This is a genomic window from Undibacterium sp. Tian12W (genome assembly GCF_049339405.1).
GTDB lineage: Bacteria > Pseudomonadota > Gammaproteobacteria > Burkholderiales > Burkholderiaceae_D > Undibacterium.
The window spans coordinates 76177-94612 of the sequence record NZ_JBMPPK010000014.1 but is presented as its reverse complement, the minus strand read 5'-3'; the positions used below and the strand labels follow the sequence as shown (position 1 = coordinate 94612).

The 18436-nt window shown below is 50.4% G+C and carries 16 protein-coding genes; 4 read left to right on the top strand and 12 right to left on the bottom strand.

Annotated features, from left to right (window positions below; genetic code table 11):
* From ACO0LI_RS18545 to ACO0LI_RS18520, 6 genes are all read right to left on the bottom strand, one after another.
* Complete coding sequence (locus ACO0LI_RS18545) at positions 1–831, bottom strand: MinD/ParA family ATP-binding protein (protein ID WP_422952106.1); 831 nt, start codon at positions 829–831, stop codon at positions 1–3.
* Positions 824–2170 carry a flagellar biosynthesis protein FlhF gene (flhF, locus tag ACO0LI_RS18540; RefSeq protein WP_423034371.1) on the bottom strand — a complete coding sequence of 449 codons (1347 nt, stop codon included), beginning with the start codon at positions 2168–2170 and terminating at the stop codon, positions 824–826. Before flhF ends, ACO0LI_RS18545 begins: the two co-directional genes overlap by 8 nt.
* The gene (gene flhA, locus ACO0LI_RS18535) at positions 2167–4254 is read right to left on the bottom strand and encodes a flagellar biosynthesis protein FlhA (RefSeq protein ID WP_423034369.1); all 2088 of its coding nucleotides are present in this window, start codon (positions 4252–4254) and stop codon (positions 2167–2169) included. Before flhA ends, flhF begins: the two co-directional genes overlap by 4 nt.
* Entirely contained in the window at positions 4251–5450 is a 1200-nt protein-coding gene (gene flhB, locus ACO0LI_RS18530) for a flagellar biosynthesis protein FlhB (protein ID WP_423034367.1), read from the bottom strand. The genes flhA and flhB overlap by 4 nt, the downstream gene beginning before the upstream one ends.
* 248 nt (positions 5451–5698) lie before the next feature.
* Positions 5699–6949 carry an MFS transporter gene (locus tag ACO0LI_RS18525; protein ID WP_423034365.1) on the bottom strand — a complete coding sequence of 417 codons (1251 nt, stop codon included), beginning with the start codon at positions 6947–6949 and terminating at the stop codon, positions 5699–5701.
* A 66-nt stretch (positions 6950–7015) separates the two neighbouring features.
* Positions 7016–8218: an FAD-dependent oxidoreductase gene (locus ACO0LI_RS18520; protein WP_423034363.1), complete on the bottom strand. Its 1203-nt coding sequence runs from the start codon at positions 8216–8218 to the stop codon at positions 7016–7018.
* Positions 8219–8511: 293 nt separating this feature from the next.
* Here ACO0LI_RS18520 and ACO0LI_RS18515 point away from each other — a divergent pair, with 293 nt between their 5' ends.
* Complete coding sequence (locus ACO0LI_RS18515; protein ID WP_423034361.1) at positions 8512–9072, top strand: TetR/AcrR family transcriptional regulator; 561 nt, start codon at positions 8512–8514, stop codon at positions 9070–9072.
* Between the two features lie 31 nt (positions 9073–9103).
* On the opposite strand, the gene ACO0LI_RS18510 is transcribed toward ACO0LI_RS18515, so the two are convergent.
* Entirely contained in the window at positions 9104–9712 is a 609-nt protein-coding gene (locus ACO0LI_RS18510; RefSeq protein ID WP_423034359.1) for a TetR/AcrR family transcriptional regulator, read from the bottom strand.
* A 377-nt stretch (positions 9713–10089) separates the two neighbouring features.
* Between ACO0LI_RS18510 and ACO0LI_RS18505 the strand changes: the two genes are divergently transcribed.
* The gene (locus ACO0LI_RS18505; RefSeq protein WP_423034357.1) at positions 10090–10821 is read left to right on the top strand and encodes a substrate-binding periplasmic protein; all 732 of its coding nucleotides are present in this window, start codon (positions 10090–10092) and stop codon (positions 10819–10821) included.
* Positions 10822–10914: 93 nt separating this feature from the next.
* On the opposite strand, the gene ACO0LI_RS18500 is transcribed toward ACO0LI_RS18505, so the two are convergent.
* From ACO0LI_RS18500 to ACO0LI_RS18490, 3 genes are read right to left on the bottom strand one after another with little or no spacing between them, the layout of a single operon-like run.
* Positions 10915–11790 carry a M48 family metallopeptidase gene (locus ACO0LI_RS18500; protein ID WP_423034355.1) on the bottom strand — a complete coding sequence of 292 codons (876 nt, stop codon included), beginning with the start codon at positions 11788–11790 and terminating at the stop codon, positions 10915–10917.
* Positions 11791–12312 (bottom strand): SH3 domain-containing protein, encoded by a 522-nt coding sequence (locus tag ACO0LI_RS18495; protein ID WP_423034353.1) that lies wholly within the window; start codon positions 12310–12312, stop codon positions 11791–11793. It abuts the gene before it with no gap.
* On the bottom strand, positions 12309–14198 hold the full coding sequence (locus ACO0LI_RS18490) for a CHASE2 domain-containing protein (protein ID WP_423034351.1): 1890 nt from the start codon (positions 14196–14198) through the stop codon (positions 12309–12311). Before ACO0LI_RS18490 ends, ACO0LI_RS18495 begins: the two co-directional genes overlap by 4 nt.
* A gap of 533 nt (positions 14199–14731) precedes the next feature.
* Between ACO0LI_RS18490 and ACO0LI_RS18485 the strand changes: the two genes are divergently transcribed.
* Positions 14732–15856: an acyltransferase family protein gene (locus tag ACO0LI_RS18485; protein WP_423034349.1), complete on the top strand. Its 1125-nt coding sequence runs from the start codon at positions 14732–14734 to the stop codon at positions 15854–15856.
* 24 nt (positions 15857–15880) lie between these two features.
* On the opposite strand, the gene ACO0LI_RS18480 is transcribed toward ACO0LI_RS18485, so the two are convergent.
* Positions 15881–16900 carry an amidohydrolase family protein gene (locus ACO0LI_RS18480; protein ID WP_423034347.1) on the bottom strand — a complete coding sequence of 340 codons (1020 nt, stop codon included), beginning with the start codon at positions 16898–16900 and terminating at the stop codon, positions 15881–15883.
* A 365-nt stretch (positions 16901–17265) separates the two neighbouring features.
* Between ACO0LI_RS18480 and ACO0LI_RS18475 the strand changes: the two genes are divergently transcribed.
* Positions 17266–17727, top strand: a complete 462-nt coding sequence (locus ACO0LI_RS18475) for a RidA family protein (RefSeq protein ID WP_422952120.1) — start codon at positions 17266–17268, stop codon at positions 17725–17727.
* 161 nt (positions 17728–17888) lie between these two features.
* Here the strand turns inward: ACO0LI_RS18475 and ACO0LI_RS18470 are convergent, their stop codons facing one another.
* Positions 17889–18089, bottom strand: a complete 201-nt coding sequence (locus tag ACO0LI_RS18470) for a hypothetical protein (protein ID WP_423034345.1) — start codon at positions 18087–18089, stop codon at positions 17889–17891.
* Positions 18090–18436 lie beyond the last annotated feature (347 nt).

The window sequence follows — 18436 nt, the reverse complement described above, 5'->3', positions numbered from 1 at the left end:
TTACATTCCGAGACCGACACCCAGCTCAGGGACTCCCTCTGCACATAAGGTGGAACGCGCGGTCTTTGCCAATTGTTCAGCCAGCCGGGAGAATGCCAGCGAAGCAAGGGCTTTAGGAAAAGCATCAATCACAGAGCGTCCCAAATGTGCAGCCTTTCTTACGTGTTCATCTTCCGGCACATGGCCAACGTAGTGCAGTGGCACCGCCAGGTAACGGCTGGCCGCCTGCGCCATATTCGTATAAATCAATCTTGCCTCTTTTTCCGATGCACCGGACACTAAAATACCATAACCGCGCCGACCCAGCCTGTTGCTCACACGCTTGATCAATCCATAAGCAGCCTTGATCATGGCAGGATCAGCAGAAACCTGTATCACCAGCTCGCTGTCATCCAGCGTCGCCAGCGGAAAACTGTCATCCAGGTTGATCTCGCTATCCACGATCACCAGGTCCGCACGGTTGGCCGCCACATCAAACACTTTGGACAATTGCCGCGTATTTTCTGGCGGCAGCCATGCATGACGGGCCAGCATCGTCACCGACAGGCCAGCAGCCACCAATTTGACTGCTTCCTTCATTGTACGCTGTTGTCTCGCTACATCCAATAAGGTCTGATCAAGGTTCGCATTCAACCAGGCACCGACACTGTTTTCTGAAGAGCGTGTATCCACCATCAAGACCTGGTTACCCTGGCGTGCCAGTGACACCCCCAGATTCACCAGCATGCCGCTCTTTTCATCTTCCCTCAAGGCGGACAAAAAGGTAAATACCCGTGGTTTTGGCCCCGCCAGCATGCGGCGCAGGCCTTCTGCCTGATCGAAACTAGCCAAGGGACACCTCCTGACCAGCACGTCCTGATGCTTGTGCGGAAACTGCACCCGCCATCAGCAACGGTAATTCTTCATCCAGATAACGGAAAGCTGCCGTCTCACGCTTGAGTTTGAAAGCGCGGTCGATCAAATACAATTTATTGGCTATATGCAGATCCTCGGGCACACGCTGGCCGCTGGCGATGTAATACACCATGAGTTTCTGGCGTATCGCGATATCCAGTGCACCACCGATAGTCGCCGCTTCATCAAGCTTGGTCAGGATGCAGCCTGCCAGGCCATTGCCCTGATAGGCGCGTACAACTTCGCTCAAGGTTTCGCCTGTTGAAGTCGCATTCAGGCACAACAAACGCTTTACCGGAGTGTCTGTTCCAGACAACATCGCCACCTGTTCAGTCACCATTTTGTCGCGCTGACTGACACCGACAGTATCGATCAGGACGGTATGCTTGTTCTTGAGCTCGGACAAGGCAATGCGCAAATCTGCCTCATCCTTGACCGCATGCACCATCACGCCGAGGATTTTGCCGTAGATGCGCAATTGTTCAAAGCCACCGATACGATAACCGTCAGTCGTGATCAATGCCAGCTTGGAAGGGCCATGGCGCATCACGCAACGGGCAGCCAGCTTGGCCGTAGTCGTGGTCTTGCCCACACCGGTAGGGCCGACCAGGGCATACACGCCACCTTTTTCCAGCATTTCGTTTTCATTGTCGATAGTAGAAAGATTGCGCACCAGCACATTCTTGACCCAGTCCAGACCATTTTCAAGCTTGCCAGTTTCAGGCAGTTTTTCTACCAGGTAGCGTGACAGACTGGCGCTAAAACCGGTAGCCAGCAACTCACGCAGGATTTCTGCTTTTTGTGGCTGACGTTTTTGCGTTTGTGTCCAGGAAATTTCTGCCAGCTGAGATTCCAGCATGCTGCGCATGGCCCGGATTTCTGACATGACATCATTCAACTCATTGGCATTGACAGGTGCCTCGATGTCACTGGCAAAGCTGCTCGCACCTGTCTGTGATTTGAAGGTTGGCACATTCATGCTCCGCTCTACTTGCCTTTCCAGAGGGCGATGCAAGCTGACTGCGTCCTCATTCTGGAAGCGTGGCGCAAAGCGTGGCACCTGAGGTACCTGCGGAATTGGCTGCATCTCTGGCATTGCAAGTGCGTCTGCAGCATCCGGTGCAATAGAGTTGATGGCTTCGTCGGCCATGGCCAGAATCTCCACCTTGCCGCCCACATTACGGTTGGACAGGATCACGGCATCTGCCCCCAAAGCATCGCGCAACATGCGCAATGCTTCGCGAGAAGTATTCGCGGTAAATTTTCTGACGTTCATGATTGACCTCCGACCAGACTGGTGACTCTAATGGTTTTTGTTTCAGGTACTTCTGCGTGTGACAAGACTTTAAGTTGCGGCAAATTGCGGCGCAGGAAGCGTGACAGCAAGGCCCGTAATGGCGCGGGCACCAGCAACACCGGTGTCAGGCCCATTTGTTCCTGGTGCTGAGCAGCGGCCTCGGTCTGGCTTGCCAAGGTATCGGCAAGGCCAGGTTCTATGCCTGAGCCATCCGAACCACTGGTTTGCAGGGCCTGCATCAACAGGCGTTCAAGACGGCTGTCCAGGGTCATGACTGTCATCTCATTCCCGGTCGGGAAGATTTGCTGGATGATGGCACGGCCCAAAGCTATCCTGACCTGAGCTGTCAGCTCATTCGCATCCTGGGTATGCATGGCTTGCTCAGACAGAGTCTCAATAATGGTACGCATATCGCGGATATGCACACCCTCGACAAGCAGGTTTTGCAATACTTTTTGCAGGATGGACAAAGGCAGGGCTTTTGGCACCAGCTCTTCCACCATTTTCGGCATGTCTTTTGCCAGGTGATCCATGAGCAACTGTACTTCCTGACGACCCAGCAATTCAGCCGCATGGCTGGTGATCAAATGGTTCAAATGGGTGGCAACCACTGTGCCAGAATCAACCACGGTATAGCCCATTGCTTGAGCCTGTTCGCGCATGGAGGCATCTATCCACACTGCGGGTAGGCCAAAGGCTGGATCATTGGTCAGCGTGCCAGGTAAATTCCCAGTGACCATGCCAGGGTTGATCGCCAGATACTGGCCATTCAATGCCTCACCGGCACCGACTTCAACCCCCTTCAGGGTGATACGGTAGGCAGAGGGTTTCAATTCCAGGTTGTCGCGAATATGTACAGGTGGCGATAAAAAGCCCACTTCCTGAGCAAATTTTTTGCGTATGCCTTTGATACGGCGTAACAACTCACCACCCTGGTTTTTATCCACCAGAGGGATCAGGCGATAACCAACTTCCAGACCCAGGGTATCAACAGGCAGGATATCTTGCCAGGTCGCTTCTTCCATTTCCTGACCAGTGCTGGCAGGAGCATCTACCTTTTCTTCAACCACAGGTGCAACCTGGCCGCGCTTGTTGAGCATATAGCCACCACCAACCAGTATGGCTGCCAGCAGAATAAAGGCGATATGCGGCATGCCAGGTATGATGCCCATGCCGCCAATAATGCCGCCAGTGATGATCATGACCTGAGGTTTGGCGAACAGTTGGCCTATCAACTGACCACTGATATCCTGATCACTGGCCACGCGGGAGACCACGACACCGGCAGCAGTTGAGATAATCAGTGAAGGAATCTGCGCGACCAAGCCATCACCAATCGCCAGCAGCGTATAGTTTTTCAGAGCAGTGGCAAAATCCAGATCATGCTGGACCATACCCACCACCAGGCCACCGACTATATTGATGACCGTGACCATGATTCCCGCAACCGCGTCGCCACGTACATATTTACTGGCACCGTCCATGGCGCCATAAAATTCTGCTTCTTGCGCTACTTCGGTACGGCGGCGGCGGGCTTCCTGTTCGGCGATCAGACCGGCATTCAAGTCCGCATCAATCGCCATTTGTTTACCTGGCATCGCATCCAGGGCAAAACGTGCGCCCACCTCGGCAATACGGCCCGCACCCTTGGTCACTACGGTAAAGTTAATGATGGTCAAGATAACGAAGACAACGATACCGACAGTGTAGTTACCGCCAATCAAAAAGTGGCCAAACGCTTCGATCACTTTACCGGCAGCATCCGGGCCAGTGTGACCTTCTGTCAGCACCACGCGGGTGGAGGCAACGTTCAGGGACAGGCGTAACATCGTACTCACCAGCAGCACAGTCGGGAACACCATGAAATCCAGCGGCTTGACTGTATATAAACTGGTCAGCAAAACGATAATCGCAATCGCAATATTGAAGCTGAAGAACACGTCAAGAATAAAAGCGGGCAAAGGCAAAATCATCATCGCCAGCATCAGGATGATGAGGAAAGGCGCAGCCAGCGCCCTGGTGTTCATGCCATTCATCCAGGCAGGCAAGGTGAAGCTATTCATGCTTGGGCTCCTGCTTGATCAACTGTTTGATTCTGTGCTTGATTTTGCGTTTGATCCTGTATTTGATTATTGGGATCAAGCTCTGGTGGCACATGTAAATCATTTGGTTTGACAGGTTTATTACCGTCACCCTTGCTGTAACTGCGCAACTGGTACACATAAGCGAGTACTTCTGCCACGGCGGCATACAGGGCTTCTGGTATTTCGTCGCCGAGATCAGTGTGTTTGTACAAGGCACGCGCCAGTGGTGGCGCTTCCAGCAGGGGCACATTGTGTTCCTTGGCCAGCTCACGGATTTTTGCAGCGACTGCATCTGCCCCCTTGGCAATGACTTTAGGTGCGCCGTTGCCGCCTTCGGTATATTTGAGGGCGACTGCAAAGTGAGTCGGATTGGTGACGACAACGTCAGCCGTTGGAATCTCAGACATCATGCGGCGGCGTGCCATCTCACGCTGCTGAGCGCGGATTTTCGCCTTGATTTGCGGATTACCGTTGGCCTCCTTGGATTCCTGTATCACTTCCTGATGTGTCATCTTCAGCTTTTCTGCGTACTGCCACATCTGGTAAGGCGCATCAATTGCAGCAATCACTGCCAGCGACCCGACAATAGCCAGAAAACACACACCCATCATGTGGCCTACGTGGGCAGGGCCAGACTTCAACGATTCCAGCGGCAAGGCAAAGATGGCATTCTTTTGCCCCATGATGACGATCCAGGCAACAACGCCAACCAAAATGGTTTTGACAATCGCCTTAATCAATTCCACACCGGCACGGGTAGAAATCATATTACCGAGGCCAGAGATAGGATTCATGCGTGAGAAATTCGGCGTCAGCGCCTTGGTACTGAACAGCCAGCCGCCTATCAACAAAGGTGAACCCAGCGCCACTACCACCAACAACCCGGCAACAGGTGCAAAAGCCATCAGCACCTGCATCAAACTGGCAGCAACCTGCGAAAAAAAGAGTTCATGGTCATAGATGATCGCCCGCTCCAGCGACAGGCCCGACACCAGTGCCTGACTCAGTTGCCGCACCAGGCCATCGCCCATGCCCCAGAGCGCGCCACCTGCTGCCAGCAGGATGGTACAGGTAGATAGTTCGCGCGAACGCGGAACGTCGCCCTCTTCCCGCGCTTGTTCAAGGCGCTTGGGCGAGGCCGGTTCGGTTCTTTCGAGATCGCTATCTTCGGCCATTGCCGACTCCTGTTATTTCCTCAAAGCAAGTGCTGCTTTGATTACGCAAATGTACAGGTGTAATTATTGGCTATGACAGAAGCACAAGATGCGGGGAATAAAGGAGGAAATACCCCTTAGCTCTGGGGAAGGACTGGCCCTTTATGCTTAAAGGACCATGAAAGGGTAATGAATGGCTAAAATCTGAACGCCCGCCTTATGGCAAAGCATCCAGATTTTTTTGAAATCAGTAATTGAAATGCAATTGATCAGGCAGGAACAGCAACAACCGGTCTCGCCACCATACGGTGTATGAAATACATCATGACAGCGGTCAGCAGCACAGTACAAACCAGAATGTCACCCAGCAAATCAAAATGCAATATCACACCACCGTCCGGCTGGCTGACGATCATACCGGCAACCACAGAACCAACACCACCGGCAATTTGCTGCAATGATGAATTGATCGCCATGAATGCACCCCGGCTGTCAGCCGCAGGCACCGCCGACATCATTGCCTGGGCAGGGATCATGCGGGAAAAAATACCGACAAACAGCAAGACATTGACCAGGATAACCATATACAAAGGTGTGACACCAAGCCGGGTATAGATCAGCGCCATGATGATGGTCATTACCGCGCCGAATAAAAATACGCGATATTTACCAAATTTGTCGCTGAGCTTGCCCACCAGAGGGCCAGTAATAATCGCACCGAATCCGGTAACCAGATAAACGATAGGCAATTCCTTCATCGAAATACCCAGGTTATTCACTGAAAAAGCGCTGCTGAATGGCATCAGCATATAGCCGCCAATACTCAGGAAGCCTGTTGCCGCAAATGCAAGCAAATACCTTGGTGTTGCTATCGTGTCTCGCAAATGATGGAAAGGGTTGCGGTCAGATTGCAATTTCAAATGACCGTCTATCGGCTTCAGGTTGGCGATGATAATCACGCCGACCAATGCTGCAATGCCCACGATCATCAGGAAAGGCGCATGCCAGCCCCAGTGAGCAGACAGATAAAGACCAATAGGCAAACCCAGAATCTGGCTACCTGCAAACGCCGACTGCAACACGCCCATGACCCTGCCACGCATGCTGAAAGGGAACAAGTCTGTCGTAATCGCCATCACGATGGAGCCAATGACGCCGCCGAACAGGCCAGTCACGATGCGGGCAAATAACAGGAAGTAGAAATTAGGCGCGATACCGCAAAGGAAGGTACCAAGGATAAAACCAACATAAAAGAACAGCAGCAGTTTTTTACGGTCAAAACGGTCAGCAAAACCCGCTGCCGCAAAACCTGCAATACCCGCGCTAAAGGCATAGGCAGACACCACCACGCCAAATTGTGAAGGCGTGATATTCAATGCCGGCATCAAGATCGCACCCAGGGGTGACATGATCATGAAATCCAGAATAATGGTGAACTGCAAGAAGGCCAGTATGGCGAGTACAAATTTTTGATAGCCAGTAAACTGCGCTGGCGGTTCGGTAGAGACAGCTTGATTCATATTTTCTTTCTTTTGGATGAAAACTCAGACTCCAGGTCATGGTCTGAGTTCATATTTTTATATAGTCTAGGCAGCTTTCCTGAAGCTGTCGTTTTGTAAAAGCACGTCCTGGTTTCCGGTAAAGAATTCCCTGAAAAACGGTACGGCTTCATAGGAATGAAAGACCCTGGTAAATTGCATGGTCTCTGCTGCGGTCTCCGCATTCCGTGAGCGCATTTCTATTTCATAAGCAGCAATGGCGGTCTGCATGTCTGACATATCCGGGTTCAGCAATTGGGTAGCCAGTACCAGGGCATCCTGCATTGCCATATTCACACCCTCGCCCGCATATGGCGGCATGACGTGGGCGGCGTCACCGAGCATGGTCAGGTTAGGCAAAGAGGGCCAGCTTTGATCAAGCGGCGCACAGAATTGCGGGCGTGGCACGAAAGGCAGGCTGGCATGCCGGAACAACTCAGCCCATATATTGCTCCAGCCTTTGAATTCCTGCTGAAACCACGCCAATACCTGCGCCCGGTCAGAAAAATCGATACCGCATTGCGTACTCCATTGTTGATCGGCTTTATGCCCGGTGTAAAAAGCGACACTGCCATCGCCTTTCAACACAATGAACAAAGTCTTTTCATCATCGAGCACACAGACTTTTCCACCGTCGAGCAATTCATACAATTCAGGAATCGTGTTTGCTACGTCTGAAACATTCCCTTCCAGCACAGTCACACCAGAATACTCAGGTGCAAGCGGCGTGATATAGGGACGTATTTTTGAGTTTGCTCCATCGGCAGCGATGAGCAAATCAGCAGTGAATTGATCGCCGTTTTCAAACGATATCTCCACTGATTCATCTGTCCTCTGCAAAGACGAGAAGCGGGCGTCCCACACTACTGTGTCTTCAGCCAGCGCAGCTAGCAACAGATTTCTCAACGGGCCACGGTCTATCTCTGGCCTGTCATTGCTCTCAGCCCCAAGCTCATCGATAATGACTGCAGCCTGCGCATCCACAAACAGCATTTTTTCAGCACCAGGACGATACGCATGCTCAAATGCTTCCATCAAACCTGCAGCACGCAAGGCTGACAAGCCTGAGCCTTCATTCAGATTCAGGGTTGCACCCTGCACTCTGGCGAACTGGTTAATATCTCTTTCAAACACCTTCACTTTTGCGCCCTGCATCTGCAACAGCCGGGCCAGCGTCAGCCCGCCTGGTCCGGCACCTATGATGGCGATTTGCTTGTCTTGTACAGGAGTTTTTTGATGGATTTGAGTCATTGCGGTCATCCTGGTTTTTTTATCCACACATTGCGCACGACCTCAGGCCACATACATGTATTGCGGCTTGAACTTGCGGCTTAATGGATAGACGTTTTGAAATTGCAAATATTGCAGGGAGCTCAGGATTTTTTTAGCCACAAAACCATTTCCCGGAATTTTGCCTTGATCTGCATCATAAGTTAATCAAATTAAAAAGTAAAGTGACTTAATTATTTTATTCAGATAATTAATTCTGTTAAAATGAGGCACCAATCCGGTACAAGCTTGAATGGAAATAAAATGGAACTGAAATGGGACTGAGGGAATTGAAAAAGGCAAAAACCAGGAAAATGATTTCTGACCTGGCGACCGGACTATTCATAGAAAAAGGTTACGATCAGGTAACGACGGCAGAAATTGCCCGCCTTGCTGAAGTGTCAGTACCTACCCTGTTCAAATATTTCCCGACCAAAGAAACCCTGGTGTTCGACGAAGAAGACGAGCGCGAAGCACGACTGATTGCTGCAGTCACAGACAGAAAAGCAGGTGTCTCGATACTTGACGCATTGCTTGAGTATTTCTCAAGCTACATGGCATTTGATGAAACCAAAAAGAAAGAAGTCAAGGCCTTCAGGAACCTTATCCATTCCACGCCAGATTTATATGCTTACGCAAAGCAAGTCTGGATGCGCTATGAAAAATCACTCGCTGTAGCACTCCAGCAAGAAACCAGGAACAAGCTGGAAAAAGCCGAGGCAGAAGCCCTGGCACACTTTATCCTCGATGCATTTCATCGCTCAAAAGATTCAGAAAACCCAAAAGCTTCGCTGCATGCCTTGTTCAATATGATGAAGAATGGCTGGAAAGAGTAGTCTGCCTTAATGCACGCCTGTCTTGTCAATTTCAGACCGGCTCCTGTGCCGTAAGGCTGGTTTCTATGAATGCCCTTGCCGTCGCCGCCGCATAGCCTTGCGGCATGATATCTCCCGCTGCACTGGCAAGTTGAAATGCGCCTTCCATGAAGGCCAGCAAACCAGCAGCCAGCTCAGGCACATGATCTATGCGCTTTTTCTGATCGCGCAGACAGGCTGTCAACAAAGCCTGTATCAATTCCAGCTCGGCAGCTATGGCCTCCTGGAACACTGCCCGCACCTCCGGCTGCCGGACGGCTTCGGCACCTATCACCACCCAGGCAGAAACCGCCTCAGGCAAGGCACCTTCGCCTTTGGCCAGACGGGCATTGATGTACGCCAGCAATTTGTCTTGCGGTGTACTGGCCGCTGCAGCCATCTCTTCATAGCGGATACGCGACAGGCCAGCCAGCAACTTGACCAGGTAAAGCAGAATCTCGCCCTTGCTCTTGAAATGATAATGAATCAAACCCGGAGCCAGGCCAGCCTGCCTGGCAATGGCGAGAATGGTTGCCTTTTCATAACCATGCTCCGCCATGACAGACAGCAGCGCAAAAACAATCTCCTTACGGCGCTGCTCGGTATTGGATTTTCTCGACATAATGAAGGCTTACCCGTTATTTTGGTTATCAAACCAAATTCTACTTGGTTTCACTTATGCAAAGCGCAAGAATGCAAACAAAGTATTCCGGGTCAAATAACAGATAAAAATTCGGGCAATTGCAGAATACAATCTTGCCGTATGAAAACAGGAATTTTGAGACAGCATCCAGATATCCATCTTCATGGTACGAAATGATTCCATGATGCCAATACAAGAAATAATCTGCTTATCAAAATGCAATGCCCTCATTGCGCCACTTAAAGAAATGCCATTTGACAGCTGAACTGTCGTCGAGATTACCTATGCTGCACCGCTTTACACAGTTTGTCTGCCTGCTGATATTGTCACTGCTCGTCCAATTGCCTGCAGTTGCAATGGAAAAGGCCGACGCGAACAAACCCGTGGTCAAACTCTTCCTGCAAGAAAACCTGGACATACACGGCCGGCAATTGCCGCTGGACCGAGACCTGGAAGCCATCCTCATTTATTTTGAACGTGAATCCGGCATACGCTTTGACAAGCAGTTGCTGCCATGGAACCGTGCACAACTCATGGCGCAAAATGGTGAAGGCATGATTTTTGGCATCTCAAAATCCCCTGATCGATTGAAGCTGTATCATTTCTCCATCCCCGTCGTCAGCGAAAAAATCTGGGCGATCACCTATGGTGACCCCCAGCCCAACTTTCAATCAGTGGAAGATTTGCGCGGCAAAACTGTCAGCGTAGGCCGCGGCTTCAGCCACGGCATGGATTTTGAAAAAGCCAAAAATGTCATATTCCAGGTGCAGGAAGACTTCTCTCCACCCCCTGCCCGTTTTAAAAACCTCATGAATCACCGCAGCGACATCATGCTCTGGCCGGTGCGCCAGTTGCAACATGCCAAGCAGGTAGAAGCCTACCTGCGCGACCAGCTCATCCCAAGCTTCAATGACCCTGAACTGACGGGCAAGACCTTCTACGTATCAGCCAAACCCGTGTTTTACGACACCACCCATTTCGCCGCAGCGAATGGCAGATATGAAGCAGAAATGGAAAAATTGAATGTCGTCATACGCAAGGGAACTGCGAATGGAAAACTGTCTAAATTACTGACGAAGTTTTATTAAGAATAAGGCAGCAAACGCAGTTTCAGCATGAATGAAAAAACGCCGCACCATTTAACAACTGGTGCGGCGTTTTTTATGCTAAATCTGAATTTATCAACGGCTAAATTCTTTCAAACGATCACTGAATGAGCGCCCCTGAGAACCGTTGGTTGATTCAAAACGGTTACGCATGACCTTATCCAGATTATCAAGACGGTCAGTTGGCGACGGGTGCGTTTTAAACAATAAGTTGAAATTACCATCCTGTGCACTCTGTGCTTGCAGAGTTTGTAAGACATTGGGTAAACCATAAGGGTCAAAACCTGCGCGAGCGGCAATTACTACCCCTACACGGTCAGCAGCATACTCATCTCCCTTATCAAAACCTTTGGTTATCATATCCTTGCCGAGATTGACTGCCATACTTTTAAATTCTGCCAGATTACCTTTGAACTTACTACTAGCGAAATCACCCGCAACATCTACCCATGCTTTTGATTGCATGGCATTCACGTGATGTTTCAATACAACGTGAGCAATCTCGTGCGATAGCACACCAACCAATTCGGCTTCATTACGCATGCGCGCCAGCAACCCTTTGGTGACAAAAATCTTCCCGCCCGGTGTAGCAAAAGCATTGAAACCTACATCATCAAGCACGCCAAAAGTCCATGGCAAATCAGGCCTCTCGGTTTGCGATGCCAACCAGCGCCCCAGAGTATTTACGTAGCGCTGCAAAGCTGGATCATTCAGCAAAGGTTTCGCCCCCAACAAGACAGCAGCAAACTCATTACCTATTTCGATTTCTTTTGCCTCATCTATCCCAGCATTTTCAATGATGGGTTTAGCTTTATCAAATATGTCACCAGCGACACCCGTTTTTCCTCTTGTGGCGTCGAGAATCTGACCGAAAATACCACCTTGTGCGATTGCAGAACCGCATAGCACCAAAGTCAGTCCGGCAATCGCAAGTTTTTGTAATGTACGCATTTAATTGCCCCCTCTTTTTCCAGCTTTATCCTGGCTTGAATATTCGACATTGCTAGCAACCAGTGGTGATCGCTGGGCGAATGTCTGTGCGCTGTTTTTATCGGTCGCAAATTTCTGCATTTTCTGTAGCTCGGCATAATTTGGTGAGGCCCTGCGTATATCTTCCTCATCCAGACCTTTGACACCGTTGCCGACCGTACTGGTATTGGACGTACGCCCACTGCTCGTTAATGAGCCCAGCAGGTTACCGCCAGAAGCTGGTGCTGCATTACTGTTGGGGCTGGCATCCAGACGCAAAACCGCGTTTCTGACCCACCCGCCTTGCCCGGCAGAAGTTTTCACCTGAGCCCACGCACCGCTGTGCTGAATGATATCCACTTTGGACTGGTTGGCCAAGGTGCCGATGACAGCGCCATCGACACTAGCCTTGTCCATTAACTCGGTAGATTTGGAAGTAGTCGCGGACTCGGCTAGCGCATTGCCAGTCAGCATGGCTGCCGCAATTAAAATTGGTATCTTCATGGGATTTTCCTCAGAGGTTCGTACAATTCAACTTCTGCAGCCCTGCCCTTGACGGCAAACGAGCCACGCAAACTAAAAGTAATATCGGCATTGTCGCCGCAGGCCAGCATGGTTTCTTTGGTTACCAGGGCTCTGGCAATGCCCTTGGTCAGGCCCTCTACCCGGCTGGCGAGATTGACGTTGTCGCCAATAGCGGTGTAATCGAGCTTGCGTTTGGCACCAATAAAGCCTACCACAGCAGTTCCTGTGTGTACACCGATGCCCACGTCAAAGTCAGTCAGGTCTGAATCTTCTTCCGCAAGCAGCTCTTGCCTGAAGGCAAGTAAGTTATCCTGCATTTCCAGGGCGGCGGCTACAGCATGGGAGGCATGCTCGGGGTCATCCATAGGGGCGCCCCAAAAAGCCATGATGCAGTCGCCTATGTATTTATCCAGCGTACCACCATGCTTCCAGACGACTTCTACCTGGCGTTCAAAATAACGGTTAAGAATATTCACAACATCTTGTGGGGCCTTGCTTTCTGCCAGCGTGGTAAAACCACGTATATCAGAAAATAGCACGGTGATAAGGCGCATCTGGCCCGAGAGACTTTCTACCGTCTCGCCGTGATCCACGATCTTGCGTACCACCTGGGGATTAAGGAAGCGGCCAAACAGTGACACGGTACGGTCACGGGTGCGGCGCTCGCGCAGGTAACCGGCAAGTGCCGCCGACACAAACCAGGCCCAGGCAAAGATCAGGGGAGTCACTACCGGCAACATCCAGTGATGGGCTACCATCTGGTCTGCAAGATACACTGCCGCCAGTGACAATATCAGCAAAGCACCACCCGTGAGGCCCGGATGCAGACGCTGCCGGAATGCCAGCACCAGCAAGGCAATCAGCCCAAACCCGGCAGCAAAAGGCCATTGGGGAGGTACCTGAAGTATGCTGCGCCCATTTTTTAAATTATCCATGGCAACAGCCAGAATATCGACACCGGGATAACCAGGTGCCAGCGGCGTTAAGTGGTGGTCAAACAGCCCAGGAGCCGACGAACCTATGATGATAATCTTGTTGCGAAAGAGCTGGTCAAGAGCTGCTTCTGCCCCCGGTGCTAAATGCTGTCGTTCTTCTGTGAGAGTTTTAAACAAATCAGCATAGGCAAACCGCTTGTGTCCCTGCGCAGGCCAGAACATCTGAAAATTTGCGCCTTGCGGCAAAGTAAAGCCCAGATCCTGTACAACCCGTGCTGGCAGTGACGGCACATGCCAGCCAGCCACATCGGCATACAGGCGATAACGCCGCACCACGCCATCAGCATCAACCATACTATTCACCAGACCCAAACGCCAGGCACTACGCTCTATCGCCAGTGGCAGTTGCATGCTGACCTTGGCGTTTGCCTTACCCTGATTTTTCATGGCAAAAGCATCTTTTAAATCAGCCAAGGCGATAGCATCGCTGCTATTCGCATCGTCCAACAGCAAGCTTTGTTGATAAGCATGCGGAAAATCCCGGATCTGATCCGATAGAAATGCATCACTTTTTGGCGACCCCAAATCACGTTCCTGAAAGCTGATATCGAACGCGATCGCTTTGGGAGAAAAACCAGCGAGTGCCTCCAGCAAAAAACCATGTATCTCTCGCTTCCATACCCACAGACCAGCAATTTTTTGCATGGCCAGCATGCTGGGATCATCAATATCCACCACCACAATATCAGGATCAGGCTGATATGTCGGGGCATGGTGCCGGAGATACACATCCCCCAGGCGCGACTCTGTCGTCGCCAGCAAATTCAGGCCAAACAATTCCCCTGCCATTGCCACCAATAGCAATAGCGTCAGCGCGGCATACCAGCGTATGGTTGCACTTTGGATGAAAGGGAACAGGATTTTCAGCATGCCTTAAGGCTTATACAGGTAAAGTCAGATGTGAATTCAACAGACAATTTCTCATCGTCAGAAGTTTACACTTGTTTATTGCACAAAAACCATATTTGCCGGCAACAGCATTTAAGTTCCTTGAAATCTGTGGATTTACAGACATAAGATCGGGCAGTTATCTCATCGCTAGGACACTGACAGGCACATTTCACTCCGATCAAGAGCAGTAGCAAAACCGAAACCCATATTGAACAATGCAGAAAAATATCTGCCTGTCTCGAACTGGGCTTGCTGGCTAATGATCTGAGATTGACCTGCTACAAATTGCAGGTACAAAAACCCGGAATGTTGACACTAAAACCCCTTGCAGGTGGCGACACATTCAGCGACACTAGCCGGCCTGACATCAAGCTTCACACTTGGCCAAGTTCAAGACTGCATACCACTCCATGATTAAAACCATTCCTGTCGATTGACACCCGCGAGTCAGACAAGTCATAGCGCAACATCAAAACCCGGCCTTACACTATTCCTGCATCAACGACACAATAATGCCCCACAAAAGAATCAACGGCCTCGACACCCTGCGCGCCATCGCCATATTGCTGGTACTCATGTCACACTACTGTGGCTTTGTCAGCAAACACCAGACCTTTGGTTTTGCGGGCGACATAGGCTGGGCAGGTGTGGATTTATTTTTTGTATTGAGCGGCTACCTTATAGGCAACCAGATCATGTCTGGTATCGCAAAAGGCGAGCCGCTGTCGCTAAAGAATTTTTTTGCCCGGCGCCTGCTGCGCACCCTGCCCAATTACTATGTTGTGCTGGCAGCGTATTTTATTTTTCCCGCAGCACTGGCTGGGCGCAGCACCTCATCAATATGGCAGTTCCTTACATTCACCCAAAACATAGGGCTGGAATATGGGCAAACCTTTACCCATTCCTGGTCGCTGTGTATAGAAGAACAGTTTTACCTGATACTGCCCATAGTCAGCCTCATCCTGATCAGACTCAAGAGCCCACTATGGCTGGCCTGGGGGCTGCTCATTGCAGCAATAGGCGGCGGTATGCTGTTTCGCGGCATGGCATTTATGGATGGGCATCCTGCATTTGATGCGCAAGTTTACTACTCCAGCTTTGGCCGCTTTGATGAACTGCTCCCCGGCGTCGCCATCGCCATGCTCAAGAATTTTCACACAGGTTTATACGACAGGCTCATGCGTCACGGCCAGGCCATATTCATCACCGGCTTGCTCGCCGCTGGTGGCGTGCTGTATTGCATCAGCAACAGCGACTACAACAAACTGCTGATCGTCAACTCACTGGGCTTTTCAGCAATAGCAATCAGCTTCGCCATCCTCACGCTCGCTGCTCTCAGCCCCAACAGCTATCTACACCGCCTGCGCCTGCCCGGCGCCGCGCAACTGGCGTTATGGTCGTATGCGGTATATCTGGTACACAAACCTGTGTTCATGCTGATTGGTGAACAGTTAGCCAAGCGGCATATAGACGCGAATGCGCCCTTGACTATTATTCTGGTCACTGTTGCGGGGGTATTTGGTGGATGGTTGTTGTATAGAATGGTAGAGACACCGTTCATGCAACTACGGGCGCGTTGGTTTCCAGGCACAGTCGGGCAGACACAGACTGACCAACCAATTCAACGGCCCGCTTAGTTTGATCTGAGTATAAAAATCAGATTACGGCTCGCCCATTTTTTGATGACGAGCCATCTCTTCTTGGCTCAATCTTAAAAACCGTGCTGCATTGTTGTACAAAATATCTCTTTTTTGGTCGGCGCTCAGGAAAGCTGCATTTTCAATCACCTTGACCGAACGCTCGATCACGCCAGGCCATACCATTTGGTCAGACCCGAACATGACGCGCTTGCCAAAACCGGCATTGACGATCGCTTGCAAGTAAGCATAGAAGGCTGCGGGTGGCTGGGTATAAACGATAACACCAACATCCACATAGACTTGTGGATGCGCGTAAAGAACCGCCAGCATGTCATCAAATTTAGGGTAGCCAGCGTGCATGATGTAGACGCGCAGTTTTGGATGCCGCACCAGAACCTCTTCTATCGTCAGGGCACTATGTAGTCGCGCGCGATAGTTGACACTGCCGAGGTAGATAACTCCTGGTGGACCAGTGCCGATATGAATACCAACCGGAATATCCAGTTCTTCCGCCAGCGCCCAATATGGTTCCATGCGTGGATCGTCGGGCGCTATACCCGCATATTGATTGGTGATTTCGCCCAGTACTGCGAGCCGCCCTTCCTTGTTCAGCGCGCGCATGTCTTCAGGTGTAGCCTTAGATATGCCAAGTTGAAACTCAAGCCCGGGAATGAATCTGCCGGGCGCAGCATTGCGCCATGTCGCCACGCGCTTTGCAGAGCCGCTCAACACACCAACGATGTTCAGTTTTTCCATCGCTGCAATGGTCTCGTCCATCAGGGCCTTATCTGTCAAAGGCGACCAGACTGGATCTTTGCATGGCGGTTTTTTGAACATCTCCATGAACACGTCTGCATAAGAAGACTTGGCAGGATCCCATGCGGGAAAATTGGAGATAGGAGTACACATCCCCAAAGGCGGTGGCCCCTGATCACCCGCACCCATCGCATGCATATGCACGTCAATGATAGGCGGGCGTACCTGGGCAAACAGCGAAAGAGGCAAAAGCAACGTCACAAGTAAAATGAGGCGAAATTTCATATCATCCCCTGAAATAGTAAATAAATAACAACTATTAAACTGCGATTAAAATGAGGCCGAATTGACTGGTGCTGGCTAATTGTACTAAAAAGCTGATGTTAATTATTAAATAATATGCGCACCATTCTTTATTCCTCCAAAAATAGAAGAATCACCAAAAAATCGATGGGCTCTTGTGCATTGAAGTTGTGCAGACTACAAGATACATACTCGAATCGCAATGTGATAAATGATGCTACAATCACAATACTGACGCAAGAAAACAAAGATAAACTAAACCTGATTTCGATGCCAGTTATTTGCGCTGCAAATTACAGCCCACATCAGATTAGACCGAGCCCGACACCGCCTCACCCGGAAGGAGTATGACTTTGGAAAGACGCACTTTCTGCATCAGTGCCGCAGCGTTTGCCGCCGCCATACAATCCTCTTCATCCTACGGAGCATCCAGCATGAACAGACGCGCCATCAATCCTTCAAAGACTGGCTGGGCACACGGCCACGAGGTATCCAACCCTTCACGCATCCTCTTCATTAGTGGCCAGGTACCAGAAGCAAGTGACGGCACCGTCCCAAAAGATTTCAAAGATCAATGTCGTCTGGCTTGGGCCAATGTCGAAAAGCAGCTAATAGCAGCCGAGATGACACTCAACAACATCGCCAAGATGACGATCTTCCTGTCTGACCGGCGCTATATCCAGGATGCCTACGAAGTGCGGGCAGAGGTGCTTGGCAAAAACACTGTGCCACCTGCCATGACCATACTCATTGCGGGTATCTATGATGAAGCCTGGCTGCTGGAGATTGAAGCGATCGCGGTTGCATAGGCCGGGTGTGTTTCCTTCGGTTCTTCAGCTCGCTCAAGCCCCCCAGATAGTGACTCCGGTCACGCGACTGCTTGTATAGCATGGCAAATGGTGACCTGAACGACAGTAACAAATTTCTTCTCGCGAAAGCACATGTTGCTTTCGCTTTTAAAAGCTTGAACTTAACGTGATTCTTTCGACTCAAAGTCCCTCAGCAATGAAATAATCGCTAGTTTAGATGCCATAATAAATCCATCCTTTAGCGTAGCAGGATCCTTTACCCATTCCTCCAAAGTATGAATTGGCAATTCAGTCGTTGCGCCGCCAACAAATTCCTCTTGTTTCCAAACTATTTTTCCATGCTGATCTGACAAGGTTGCCATTATTTTTACCGATGGCCTCATATCATTAGAAACCCTAACCTTTACGCAATCCGTACTCGACGATACTCAGGGTAATTTCGTAGTCACTCTTCTCCTTTATTTTTGAAGAAAGAATTGTGTGCTTTAATTCCTCCAGAAACTGCGCCTGCACTATTTCTCTAATATCTATTTTTTTGTTTTTGAGATCAACATCCGCAGCCAAGTAATGTGCATATTTACCGAATACGCATCAATGCATGAGGTCTATAGCTCTAGCCCAAGTTTACAGTCATCAAAATAAAACGCCGCTCAGATTAACTGAACGGCATTAGTGTGGAGCTGCTTTTGATTGCTTACTGCCGGTTTAA